The following is a 13,116-nucleotide window of genomic DNA, read 5'->3' as shown; positions in this document are numbered from 1 at the left end:
CTCTCGTTGATGCATGCACCATTCAACAAAACAAAAAAATGGCGCAGCGCCACGAATGCACGGTTAACTGAATGCTGTCCTGAAATACGGCAGAATCTAAAAAACTTACAGATTGGGACGCCAGTGAAGGGATTGGGAGACTTCGCCACCATAGAGCTCATGCCACGTGCCTCGGTGATGATCGAGGCCATGCGCGACATCGGTTACTCCTTTGACTCCGCAGTGGCGGACATCATTGACAACAGCATTGCCGCCGGCGCCAAGAATATCGATCTGCGCTATGGCTGGGAAGCCGATCTCCCATGGATTGCGATCATCGATGATGGATGTAGCATGACAAGGGAAGAGTTGCTGGAGGCCATGAGACCAGGATCGAAAGATCCCAGACTTGAACGCGCCGAGCACGATCTGGGGCGATTTGGCCTGGGTCTGAAAACGGCCTCTTTCAGCCAATGCCGCGAACTGACCGTACTGGCCAGAAGGGCTGAAGAACTCAATGGAATGCGCTGGGACCTTGACCGGGTTTCCGCAACCAATAAATGGGAAATCACCGAGATTCATCAGACCGAGATATCGGATTTGCCCTGTGGACTGACGTCTGATGGAAACGGGACATCAGTTCTGTGGCGCAAGATCGACCGCCTCGAACTTGCGGGCATGGGAGACATGGGTCATGACGCTTTTAATGAACTGATGTCATCCGTCAGACAGCATCTGGCAAGAATCTTTCACCGTTTTCTGGCAGGCGAACCGGGACTGAAAAAAATTCGCATTTCCATCAATGGGACAGATATCGCTCCCTATGATCCCTTTTCAGAACTGGACATCGCAACGCAGAAGCTTCCGCTCGAGGTGGTGCGGGTCAGAAACAGCGAGGTCAGGATTCAAGCGTTCGTGCTGCCCCACCACTCCAAGGTTAGCGCAAAAGACTATGAACGCCTGGCAGGACCGGAGGGTTACCTCAGGAACCAAGGCTTCTACATATACCGCAACCGTCGGCTGATCATATGGGGAAGCTGGTTCAGACTGGCCCGGCAGGAAGAACTTACAAAGCTGGCCAGGGTTCGCATCGACATCCCCAACAACATGGATCACCACTGGGGTATCGATGTGCGCAAGGCTCGCGCGCATCCGCCGCTGATTGTCAGAAACCGCCTCAGACAGGTCATCGAGCAGATCCGCTCAGGGGCCAAACGGCCCTACACCCAAAGAGGCAAGGTGGTGATCGAGACGAGCGCCTCACCGGTGTGGGTCCGCAAGATTCACAACGACCGGATCGAATACGCAATCAATGACGAGCACCCGCTGCTAGCCGAGTTGCTCAATGATCTTCAGGTGCGTGACAGACTGCGCCTCAGGCAGATGCTCAAAATGTTCGGCCAGACATTTCCCGCTGCCGCTTTCTTCAGTGACTACTCCAACACGCCCAAGAAGCTTGAGTCTGAGCAGCCAGACATGGATGTGATGCTCGCGCTGGCCAAAATGCTCGTGCAGGCCAATCCCGATCTTGATCAGGCAGGGCTGGTTTCGGTGCTGGGCAGCATGGAGCCGTTCAGTCGCCATCCAGATCAGATCGGAGTGATCACCAAGCGCGCCACGACAGACTGATTCAAACCGGGGAGAAAAATGTCACTTCAAGATCTTCAGAACAATGCCATAGGCATCCTCTCGAACATGCCAGCCCGCACCCCGGAGCAGGTCCGGCTGGTCTTGAGGACTGTATTGCCGCTGTACCCGGATCTTTCAACAACGATCAGCGCAGGCCAAATCGAAGAAGCAGCACGCCAGATAGAGGCACAACTTTCGATCAGCATGAGTGACGCATCCACCATTCAGGTGGACTTTGAAGAGTGGCTGCCCGGGAGGCGAACAAGTCTGACTCCCTACTACTACGACCGTTACCGTAGACATCTCGCAAACCGGGGATTTGGATCTGCCGTCCTAGGGGTACTTGACAAGGACACAGACAAGATTGTCGGCCTGATGCAGGACCCAGAAAGAACGGGCCGCTGGGCACGTCGAGGTCTGGTGGTGGGCCATGTGCAGTCTGGCAAGACAGCCAACTACACGGGCGTCATCTGCAAGGCAGCCGACTACGGGTACAAGTTCATAGTCATCCTCACAGGAATCCAAGAAGACCTGCGTGTCCAGACACAGGAACGCATCGAAGAGGGATTCACGGGCATCAGCTCGGAAGCAACTTCCGGCAAAGACTCAGCAATTGGTGTGGGTCTATATGGCCTGGCGAAACGGCCTATCTGCCTGACCACCCGTGCAGGCGATTTCAGGACCAATACGCGAGACCTGGGCGTTTCACTGCAGTCGCTCAGCGAGCCCCTGGTTCTTGTCATGAAGAAGAACTCACGCACCCTGACCAATCTCATCGATTGGCTGGAGATCCGCAACAGGCAGGCAGGGGCAAGGATCAGCAGCATTCCAATGCTGCTGATTGATGACGAGGCTGACAACGCATCCGTCAACGTGTCCAAAAATGATGACTCGCCATCTGCGATCAACGATCGGATTCGCAAACTTCTTGATTCATTCGACAAAAATGTATACCTAGGATACACAGCGACCCCGTTCGCCAACATCTTCATAGACCCGGACAGCAAGGATGAGATGGAGCGCGAGGACCTCTTTCCGAGGGACTTCATCATTTCGCTCGATGCTCCGACCAACTATGTCGGGGCATCCCGGATATTTCCCGACTCTGGAGATCTTCACGACACTCTGACATCGGTAGATGACCATACCGATTTGCTGCCGGAGAAACACAAGATCTCCCATCCCCTGACCCAGATACCTGAAAGCCTCAAGGAAGCTGTGCGCACCTTCGTGCTGGCACGCGCCATCAAGGTGATGCGAGGTCAGGACAAGAGTCATTCGTCGATGCTGGTCAACGCCTCACGGTTCAACGATGTTCAGACCAAACTGACCGGTCTGGTCTCGGACCTGATGAGCACGATCCGCTCTGCCTGCATGGGCCATGCTGGACTGCCCAAGCAAGATGCACTCCGTGACCCTGAGCTGAACAGGCTGCACGAGGTATGGAAAAGCCAGTATGAGGGCAGGGTTCCTGAAACTTGGCCTGATGTTCAGGCGGCGCTCGTTCGCGCTGCCGGGCCGATTGAAGTGAGAAAGGTAAACAGCAAGTCACCAGACAAGCTGGACTACAGGCGATACAAGAACGAGGGCCTGCATGTGATCGCCATCGGGGGTTTTGCGCTTTCGCGAGGCTTCACCCTGGAAGGGCTGACCGTGAGCTACTTCCTGCGCAACTCGATGATGTATGACACGCTTCTACAGATGGGTCGCTGGTTTGGATATCGCGACGGCTATGCGGATGTCTGCCGCATCTACATGACAGAAGAGGCCATCGACTGGTACGCACACATCTCAGAAGCCATTGATGAACTACGCGACGAGTTCAACCGGATGGAGAGGGCTGGGGCCCGACCTGTTGACTTTGGCTTGAAGGTGCGAGCACACCCTGAATCCCTGATCGTGACAGCCAGAAACAAGATGCGGTCTGGGCAGAAAGTCAGTCATTCCGTTTCACTGGCCGGCAAGCTGATCGAGACGACGCGTTTGCGCACCGATGCCATAGCGGCGAACAGAGTGGTATTGAGTGAACTCCTGACTTCGCTCACACACTTGCGCCAACCCGACCAATCTAGTAGTGAGTTCGGTTATCTATGGACAGATATGCCAGTTGCACCGCTCGTTCGCAACTTCGTCACCAGCTTTCAGAATCACGATGACGTCGCACTGATCACCCAAGCCGATCCAGTGAATGCCTACATCAAAGCGCGCGAGTCCGACGAACTTGAGCGGTGGGACATCTGCCTGTTCAGTCCATCAAACGGCGACAAGTCATCTGTATTGTTTGGCACCTACAAACCAACACCCCAGTCGCGATCGTCTCTCTGGAAACGCAGCCCGGCCGGCGTCGACTACATCGCAGTGAGCGGCAAAGCACTCAGAGTCGGGGGAAGAGGACAAGTCAAGGCGGGCATGAGCCCGGAAGAGCGTAGCGCCGCAGAAAATTCATGGGATGTTGCTAGCGACATTCCTGACTGGCACTACATCCAGCACCGTACACGGCCCTTGCTCATGTTGCATGTGCTCGACGTCTGGGACAAGGAAAAGGACAAAGAGAAGCGCAATCCTCCAGCCGAACCAAGTGTGGTTGCATGGGGAATAGCCTTCCCGGAGTCTGGCCACGAAACGACAGAGGTGACGTACGTCGTGAACACCAAATGGTGGGCCGAAAACTACGGCAGCACAGAGGAAGACGCAGATGAAGACTGAAAGCCCGTGGCACGGGTTGGTTACGCCACAGGTGGGAGCACTGAACGCAAGGCGTGCGGATCCAGACCACCCATTCGACTTCTTCTACGCGGTGAACGCCGAAAGTCAGCTGATGCTGGTACTTCAGCTTGGCTCACCGGTCTGCTGGGACGGCGATCTCCCGCGCCTCAAGGGATTACGAGTGCAGTGGATCGACAAGACGTATTCGCTGCATCTTGTTCTTGCGAAGGCGCAGGATGTCGACCTGTTTGCCTTGCTCTGCAAGGATCTGATGGCCTGCACTTCCAGTGCCAAGACTGATGCCGACTGCCTTGAACTTCTATGTGCACGACTTCTGAAATGGCAGCGGCTGCTCTCAAGAGGTGGACCACGCCTTCTTGATGCACACGAGATTCGCGGGCTTTTCGCTGAGCTCCATTTTTTCCAGACGGAACTGCTGAGCAGGTTTGGTCCGGATGCCATCCAGGCATGGAAGGGTCCGTCAGGGTTCCCACAGGACTTTGCCGCAGGCAACAAGGTTTTCGAGATCAAGTCACACCTTGTGGGATCACCTCAATCTGTGCGGATCTCCTCGCCCTCTCAGTTGTGGGTGGATAGCGCAAACCTCTATCTCTGCGTTTGCCACATGACTGAAGTTTCTGCCGGTGGCAAGAGCCTGGGGGCACTGATCGACGAATTGACTGTAGCTCTTGGCGCATCGGCATCCGCAACAGAAGAGTTCGAAGAAAAACTGGCCAGCCTCGGGTATCTGGACCTGCCTGAATATCGGGCCCAGGAGTTCGCCGTGGTGAAGAGGGATGCGTTTGCCGTGATCGACGGATTCCCCAGGATCACCCCGTCGACACTCGCGCCGGGCATTCATGAGGTGACCTACGGTATCCAGCTGGCTGCACTGACCTCCTTTCAGTCACCCATTTCATGGATCGAGGTTTGAATCATGACTGATGATGAGTTCCTGGCAGACCTGCTGCAGCAGGTAGCCGCCAGATCCGCTGCAACGTCCGACTTCTCCGAAACAGCCTTTGCATCGGTAGTGGCCGAGGCTCTTGTGGACTCGGGAGCTGTGCCAGGGTTCGAGCCCGCCTTCTTCGTCCACAAGGGTATGCGGATCGATGGCTACGTCTACTCCGAGGATGAGGCCACGCTCGACCTGTTCCAGGTCGACTTCCACGGTGTGCCTGAAGTCCAGAGCCTGACAAAAACCATATTGGAAACCTGCCAGAAGCACGCGGAGACATTCTTCGAGCGCGCAGTGGACGGTGATCTATCCTTTGAAGTCGACGTTGGGAGCAGCATCTGGAGTCTGGCAAGGCAGCTTGCGCAGATGGGCCATTCGATTGTCCGCATTCGCCTCAACATCCTCTCCGATGCGAAGCTCTCTAGTTCAGTCAAGGTTCTGCCGAAAAAGAAAAAGAATGACAGGGAATGGGCTGTCAGAGTATGGGATCTGGTCGCGATCGGGCGACTCCTGTCAACGGGAGAGCCGGAACCGATCATCATCGATTTTGTGAAGATGTTTGGCAAAGGACTTCCCTGCCTACCGGCCAATGCAGGAGGGGCTGAACTCGATTCCTACCTGAGCGTGATCCCGGGCGACTGGCTCGCCGAAATCTACGACCTGTATGGCGGCCGCCTTCTTGAACAGAACGTCCGGACCTTCCTCCAGGCAACCAGGGGAGTCAACAAAGGAATACGCAAGACCATTCTCGAAGAGCCGCAGATGTTCTTCGCCTACAACAACGGCATCTCGGCCACCGCAGCAAAGGCTGACTTCAATCTGGATGAAAACCACGTCGTTCTGAACCGGCTCGAAAACCTGCAGATCGTCAACGGCGGTCAGACAACCGCTTCGATATTTAACGTGATGAAGCGGGACAAAGCTGAGAATCTCGACAAAGTCCGGGTGCAGATGAAGCTGTCAGTGGTCAGATCCAGCCTAGTTGACGAAATAGTCCCCAAGATCTCTCTGTATGCGAACAGTCAGAACAAGGTCAGCGATGCAGATTTCTTCTCCAACCATCCGTTCCACAGACGCATAGAGAATTTTTCGCGTAACGTCTGGGCGCCCGCAACAGAGGGATCCCACCAGATGACCCATTGGTTTTACGAACGGGCCAGAGGTCAATACGCCAACGCATCGGCATATCTGACTCCTTCGAAGAAGAGAGAGTTCGAGGTCCAGAATCCGCGAAAGCAGCTGGTGCATAAAACCGATATTGCGAAGGTTCTTGTCACGATCATGTGCATGCCTCACGTGGTCAGTCAGGGCGCACAGAAGAACTTCAAGTTCTTTGCAGAGAACGTGACAGGACAATGGGGAGAGGAAGGCGTTGTATTTGGTGAAGAGTGGTTCAAGGGCATCATCGGTGCAACTATCGTCTTCCGCACTCTTGAACGCCTTGTAAAGGAGGCTGAGTGGTATGCGCAGGGCTACAGGGCCAACACGGTGGCCTATTCCATCGCCTTGCTGATACATGCACTCAAGAACTCCAAGCAGGACATCGATTTCCTGAAAGTCTGGAACCGGCAGACTACGTCCAGCTCGCTGAATCTGGCACTGCTGCACATTGCCAAGCAGGTGCAGGCAAGGATCATCTCTTCTGCTGACGCCTATAAGGTTGTCAACGTAACCGAATGGTGCAAGCGTGAAAAATGCTGGGATGATCTTCTGCAGTCTGTGAATGTCCGACTGGATGACGATCTTGAGAAAGACCTGATTGATGCCGAAGAAAAGGCGGGAGCAAAGCGCTCAGCTAGGCGGGAACAGAAAGTCCTGAACGACATTGAGGCGCAGACCTATGTTGTTGGCAGGGGTGCGGCATTCTGGTCGCGACTTCATAAGTGGGCCAGCGAAGGATTGGTCATGACACCCAGTGAAATGGACTTCTTGCACGTGGCGGCCAGTATGACCAGTCGAAAAATACCCTCTGGCCCTCAGAGCCAAAGGGTGATTGCAGCAGAGAAAAAAGCTCTTGCGGAGGGTTTCAAAGCGTGATGCGCAGCAGAATACTTGACAGCCGTTCCATGTCAGCGGGAAGCGTGCACCTGAGCCTGCAAGTGGTCATAGGCGACCAGAGTCGAACATCATCTCGACATGAAACGTGGCGGTGACAAATAAAATGGCGCTGACACCCTCACGATGAGACAGCCTCGTACAACCGATCCTCAACCCGCTTGGCACGGCTGAGAATCGAGTGAACCACCCTGGCAATCTTGTTTGCCAGCAGGGACGGGACGGCGTTTCCGACCTGGTGATATTGCTGTGTCCGATTTCCCTGAAAGAAATAGTTGTCAGGGAAGGTCTGAAGACGCGCCGCTTCACGGACCGTCAGACTCCTGCATTGACCCGGATCCGGATGGATGAAGTAGTGACCGTCCTTGGCGATGTGGCTCGTTACTGTCGTGCTCGGAGAGTCTGGCAATTGGACTCGGAATCGATCAATGAACTTTCCAGACTCCCAGTTCGCGTGATCAGGGGCAAGACCCTTCAATGAAAAGTTGAGATGTCCCTTCGGTGTCCGTTCGTACACTTGTCCGAATACGGCAGTGTAGAAATAGCGCGCGAGATCGCTCGGCATATGGGATCTCGATTCATGATTGAGCCAGACATCCAACTGCGGATCGCTGACCCAGTCGTCATACTCGCTCGATTCAGATCGGCGTTTTGCATGGTGATACCTGAGAGCCCCTGTCTCGAGCGTGAAACCCAGCCGAATCGCACCTGCCCTAAGCCTTAGCGCCATGGCGTCCATGCCTTTCGCATCAGCGTCGCGCTGAAGCTCCTGTGCCAATCTGACAACAGTGGTGCGCCATTTGATGTCGCTATCTTCCTTGCTGAGTCTGCTTCGCAGCGGTGGCAGGCATCCGATTGCGTCGATGACACGTAGTTCGTCAGACTTGGGCAGTAGAGCCCCGCCGTCATACTCAAGATCTTCCCGCACCCCAAGAAGAATCACACGGTGTCTGGCTTGCGGGATACCATATTTTTCTGCTTCGATAATGAAGGATGTGGCGTCGATCAGTTCCGGGTCATCGCCCGGCGCGAATGTCGATTGAGAGACCAAGGAGTGAATGGTGTATCGAACTCCAGTCGTCTTGCCGAGTGCTTTGCCCGGGTCGGTAAGATCCCTAAGGATGTCGTGGAACACCAGCTTGCCACCTACCCGGGAAGAGAGGATTCCCTTGACATTCTCCATGACAAAGATTGCTGGCCGGCTCCGATGGAGGATTCGAAGATATTCTCTGTACAGAAAGTGCCGGTGGTCTTCTTCGGCAACGTAGTTGGCCTTTCCTCGGTTGCGCGATCGGCCGACCAGCGAGTAGGCCTGACAGGGCGGACCTCCGATCAGAACCGTCTCGTCATGCTTCAGCGCAGCCTTATCCAGCAGCACGTCAAGTTCGCTGTTGTGCCCGGGGTCTCCCAGCGTGAGCTGGCGAGCTTCAGCGGCAGCCGCTTTCCACGCGAGAGGAAATTGGTCACTAGGGTGCGGGGCACCTTCCATAGAGCAATACCTGTAGTAGGCCTCCAGCGCCTTCTTGTCTCCACGGATGTGACGGAAGAAACTGCGCAATGAAAGGGTCTGGTGCGCTCCAGCTTCCATTTCCGCTGAAAGCACTATCTCGAACTGGGTGCCGTCCATATAGGCGGCAAATCCTTCACCTAACCCCCCAGGGCCAGCAAAAAGATCGATGATCTTGTAGGTCATTCGCTAGTAGTTGTTATCTGTTTAAGTTCCGGGGGTTGCCGCACTTCCCCACTCATGATTTCTGATTCGAGCCAGCCAGAGAGCGCCGCTGCGAGACTCTCGTCTGTCTTGGTTGCGCGCACGAAGCACTCCCAGACCACGAGCACTCTCCAGCCAGCAGCCAGCAAAGCACCAATAGCCGCGTCGTCGCGTTGCCGATTAAGTTCGAACTTCCGTTTCCAGAAGTCTGCACGGGTACCTGGAACTTTGGCCAGGTTGCAGCCGGCATGGCCATGCCAGAAACACCCATGAACGAATATCGCCACCCCTCTACCTGAGAGAACGATGTCAGGTGTCCCTGGAAGATCCCTTCGATGCAGACGGTATCGGTATCCCCGGGAAAAAAGCGCTTTGCGTACCCGCAATTCAGGCTTCGTATCCTTGGCTCGGATACCCGACATCATCTCACTGCGTTTTTCTGGCGAAACGATGTCTGTCAAGGTTTTCCCCGCTGGCTCTGACTACGAAGTTTGCTCGCCGCACCTACTGGTTCCCGTGCCTTTAACCCACGGCTGGCAGTCTGAACACTTCGCAGCTCTGCACTCTGATCGTACCAGGTCTGCCCAACTTGCTGGCATGACTTAGCAAGGGCATTGCTCGCGACAGGTCCATGGTGGCGATGTTGCTGTTTCGCGAGTACCAATTTTTAGATAAGGCATAGCGGAGGAATGCATGAATGAAGATGTGAATGGCTAGTTCTCAATCCATGATCAGACACCATCCAAACCCGTGTGCTCAGTTGGGATGTGTGCATGAACGGATGCAGGCAAGCTCTGATCCGGTCTTTTGACCTTGATTAGAACCAAGCCCACAGCCGACGAAGCACGACGGGAGCCGGGATGCGGAAGGGTTTGTAGTGCTGACGAAAGGTGGAAGTCATGCTGTACTCCTTGGGAGCTGCATGCTGACCATAGAGTACTGTAAATAAAATCAGCATATATTACAAGTGCCCTTGAAGGGTCGGGTCCAGAGCTGACTAGCGCCATCTGCGCTTGCGATATCCCCGCGCCGCCCTCCAACCGATGGAGCAACCATGTTCAAGACCACCCTGTTCACCGCAGCTGTGCTGTTGATCCTGTCCCATGCCGCCTGGGCGCAAGAGCTCAGCTGCACGGTTACTGCGACCGAGAAGAAGTTGGCCGGTGCCGCCAAGACCTCCTTCCTGAAGAAGTGCGAAAAAGATGCCACCGCTCGTTGTGATCTGGGCGCGCAGGAGAAAATGCTGGCAGGCGCTGCCAAGAACAGATTCACCAAGAAATGCATCAAGGATGCCGTCGGCAGCTGAGTCGTCTGAACAGACTCCGACCCTCCACCTAGAGTCGCCAATTGTGATCGAGTTCATGGCCTGTGCCGGCGCGCAGACAGTTTCTGCAGGATCTGACAGGCCGGATTCCCGAATCGAGGTGCCGAAACCGACAATGGACCCTGACTCTCATCATCAGGAGTCCACCTCCCTGAAAGGTGCCGTGACGCACCTGTTCGCCCGGCGCTGTCCGGGCATCTTTTTTGAAGTTCAACGCGTGACAGGTTGTCATCCCACTGGCGCATTCTCCTGACGCTGATCGCCTGCTGGTCGATCAGCGGCCTGCTGCACGCTCAGAGCTTACAGGGCCTTTTCGTGTCCATCGCGGAAGGCGACATTTTGACCGAGCTGGATGCACAGAAGGTACAGCACAAAGTTCGTCTGACAGGTATCGACACACCGGAGCGCCGTCAGCCATTCGGGCAACGCGCCCGAAAAGCCCTTTCTATCCTGATTTTCCAGAAAGATTTCTTGGTGCTCACTGAAAAGAAGGACCGCTACGGTCGCTGGGTGGGCAAAGGAATCAGTGACGGCCGGGAAGTGAACCACCTTTTATTGGTGGTCGATGGATGTGCCTGGGACAACAAAAAGTACGCCGTTGAACAGAGTTCATCTGACCGACTGCTCTATGCGAGTGCAGAGGAAGATGCGCGATCCCAGCGACGCGACCTGTGGTCGGACCCGCATGCAATTGCCCCCAGGAATTGGCGGGCGGGCTACAACATCCGCTAGCTTTTGCGCATGATCGCCATGAAGGGTGAGGCCTCCTTGCGGCAGGTTTATTTGCGCTTATGTGAGGTGGAGGGCGTACCGCCGAACTGGCGCCAGATGCTGCCCGAGCTAGCCGCTATCGCATCACAGTGACCCACTCAGCGACTGGATTTATCCTGAATTGAATAAATCAGGGACGACTATAAAGCGAGTACCAGAGACAGCGGGACGCCCAACTAGGCTTATTCTACAAAGCGGGCGCTCAGCGTTTTTCGTCACTTGTCAAGTGTTTGGGTCATCGGCACCTCTGCAGCTGTATCGGCCATATGGAGATGAGGACTTGATGCCGATCTTCATGCATCAATAAGAGCATGCATAAATCAATAGTCGAAGCAAAATGGCTACAACGAGAACGAGTTTACACCCACCATCTCCACTTGACGATCAAGATAAATCCCATGGGATTAAGCCAGTAGTCCTCGAATTGACAGGGAGACTCTCAATTGGCAAGATGCAAGCCATATCAACCCAGGAGTTAAACATGACACATCACGCACCAACCAATTTGCCAATGATTTCAAGTAATGTGCACGGCAAGGAACTTGCTCAACGCCTTATCAGATTAGAAACAAAACTCGTAAGAGGATTCGAAGAACTGGGAGTCAACATCGATGCGGAAACAGATTGGATCAGCATTGACGAAATGGCCGGGGAAATTCACCTACACACGCTTGGTCGATCCATAAAGGTGTTGCTCACAACAATGCACAAGCTTGGAGCAAGGAGATATGGTCAAGAATATGTAATTTATGTCAATAAGGCTTATTTCGGAACCATACTCTTCAATGATCCAAACAGCCCACAAACCACCCTCCAAAAGACTCAATAGAAAAAAGCCAACGCTTCAAAATCATACACACGGCGGATTCAAGTCTGAAGTGCAACACCCTGGGGTTCAATGAACGAGGGTGGAATGTTGCGGGCTGTTGAGCAGGAGTTCTCGATAGACCGCCAGCGGGGATCGTACGCCCAGACCTTTGCGAGGTCGGTTGTTGATCTGATCGGCAATGGCATCGAGTTGCTCCTGGCTGTAGCCTGAGAGATCGGTGCCCTTGGGCAGGTACTGACGCACCAGCCCATTGGTGTTCTCGTTGGAGCCGCGCTGCCATGGGCTGTGCGGGTCGCAGAAGTACACCGCGATTTCCGTGCGGCGGCTGAGCTCCTTGTGCATCGCCATCTCCCGCCCCTGGTCGTACGTCATGCTCTGGCGCATGGGCGCTGCGATCCCCAGCAGCTTGTCAGAGAAGGCCTGCATCACGTTGGCTGCGCTGGCAGGTTTGAACTCAGGCAGTTTGATGAGCATGAGCAGCCTGCTGGTGCGCTCGACCAAGGTGCCCACCGCACTGGCGTTGGCCTCTCCCTTGATGAGATCGCCTTCCCAGTGGCCCGGAAACTGCCGATCCTCAATCTCAGGCGGACGCAGGTGGATGCTCACCATGTCGGGGATCTGACCGCGCCGGTCTTGCCCTTTGCTGCGTGGCACGCGCTTGTTGTGGGCGTGGCGCAGGGTGGCGATCAGCTCGCGCTTGAGCTCGCCCACGGGCTGGGCGTAGATGCAGTTGTAGATGGTCTCGTGTGACACGCGGTGCTCATGGCCTCTGGGGAGGATGCAGGCCAGTGTCAGGGCAATCTGTTCAGGCGACCAGCGCTCGCCCAGAAAGTGGCGCATCAACCCGAACAGGATGCCATCGCGATGGAGCTTGCCCTGTGGGCGGCCTTGCAGGCGTCGCCGTCGGGCGCAGGCACGCGCTGTGGTGCTCGCGTAGCCTGCGGGCTGAGCGTTGCGCCGCAGCTCCCGGCTGATGGTGCTTGGTGAACGACCCAAGACTTGGGCCATGGCGCGAACGCTGTACTTTTGCTGGGCCAGACTGGCCAGGGTCACGCGGTCTTCAGGCTGAAGCTGTTGATAGCGCTTGGATGGGGTGCTTTGCATCTGCGGACCTTACTCGGTGGCAGGTGTTGCACTTCAGACTTGAATCCGCC

10 protein-coding genes are annotated in these 13,116 nt (G+C 55.2%); 7 read left to right on the top strand and 3 right to left on the bottom strand.

All coding sequences use genetic code 11. The features are described from left to right. Positions 1 to 9: 9 nt before the first annotated feature. From AC0GNO_RS18860 to AC0GNO_RS18845, 4 genes are read left to right on the top strand one after another with little or no spacing between them, the layout of a single operon-like run. A complete protein-coding gene (locus AC0GNO_RS18860) occupies positions 10 to 1,608 on the top strand; it encodes an ATP-binding protein (protein ID WP_472905074.1) in 1,599 nt (532 codons plus the stop codon). A gap of 18 nt (positions 1,609 to 1,626) precedes the next feature. Beyond that, positions 1,627 to 4,314, top strand: coding sequence for a Z1 domain-containing protein (locus AC0GNO_RS18855; protein ID WP_472905073.1), 2,688 nt, complete (start codon positions 1,627 to 1,629; stop codon positions 4,312 to 4,314). Continuing rightward, on the top strand, positions 4,304 to 5,248 hold the full coding sequence (locus AC0GNO_RS18850) for a PD-(D/E)XK motif protein (RefSeq protein WP_472905072.1): 945 nt from the start codon (positions 4,304 to 4,306) through the stop codon (positions 5,246 to 5,248). Before AC0GNO_RS18855 ends, AC0GNO_RS18850 begins: the two co-directional genes overlap by 11 nt. Before the next feature lie 3 nt (positions 5,249 to 5,251). Continuing rightward, the gene (locus AC0GNO_RS18845) at positions 5,252 to 7,309 is read left to right on the top strand and encodes an AIPR family protein (RefSeq protein WP_472905071.1); all 2,058 of its coding nucleotides are present in this window, start codon (positions 5,252 to 5,254) and stop codon (positions 7,307 to 7,309) included. Between the two features lie 139 nt (positions 7,310 to 7,448). Here the strand turns inward: AC0GNO_RS18845 and AC0GNO_RS18840 are convergent, their stop codons facing one another. After that, positions 7,449 to 9,020 carry a DNA cytosine methyltransferase gene (locus tag AC0GNO_RS18840; RefSeq protein ID WP_472905070.1) on the bottom strand — a complete coding sequence of 524 codons (1,572 nt, stop codon included), beginning with the start codon at positions 9,018 to 9,020 and terminating at the stop codon, positions 7,449 to 7,451. After that, on the bottom strand, positions 9,017 to 9,499 hold the full coding sequence (locus AC0GNO_RS18835) for a very short patch repair endonuclease (protein ID WP_472905069.1): 483 nt from the start codon (positions 9,497 to 9,499) through the stop codon (positions 9,017 to 9,019). Before AC0GNO_RS18835 ends, AC0GNO_RS18840 begins: the two co-directional genes overlap by 4 nt. A 593-nt stretch (positions 9,500 to 10,092) precedes the next feature. On the opposite strand from AC0GNO_RS18835, the gene AC0GNO_RS18830 reads away from it, so the two are divergent. From AC0GNO_RS18830 to AC0GNO_RS18820, 3 genes are all read left to right on the top strand, one after another. Then, positions 10,093 to 10,344 (top strand): hypothetical protein, encoded by a 252-nt coding sequence (locus AC0GNO_RS18830; protein ID WP_472905068.1) that lies wholly within the window; start codon positions 10,093 to 10,095, stop codon positions 10,342 to 10,344. 333 nt (positions 10,345 to 10,677) lie between these two features. After that, the gene (locus tag AC0GNO_RS18825; RefSeq protein WP_472905067.1) at positions 10,678 to 11,094 is read left to right on the top strand and encodes a thermonuclease family protein; all 417 of its coding nucleotides are present in this window, start codon (positions 10,678 to 10,680) and stop codon (positions 11,092 to 11,094) included. A gap of 520 nt (positions 11,095 to 11,614) precedes the next feature. Beyond that, positions 11,615 to 11,962, top strand: a complete 348-nt coding sequence (locus tag AC0GNO_RS18820; protein ID WP_472905066.1) for a hypothetical protein — start codon at positions 11,615 to 11,617, stop codon at positions 11,960 to 11,962. 66 nt (positions 11,963 to 12,028) lie between these two features. Here AC0GNO_RS18820 and AC0GNO_RS18815 read toward each other — a convergent pair whose 3' ends face one another. Continuing rightward, positions 12,029 to 13,066, bottom strand: a complete 1,038-nt coding sequence (locus AC0GNO_RS18815) for an IS30 family transposase (RefSeq protein WP_472905065.1) — start codon at positions 13,064 to 13,066, stop codon at positions 12,029 to 12,031. Positions 13,067 to 13,116: the final 50 nt, after the last annotated feature.

This window comes from Hydrogenophaga sp. L310, from assembly GCF_055703065.1.
This window is presented reverse-complemented; position numbering and strand designations above follow the sequence as displayed.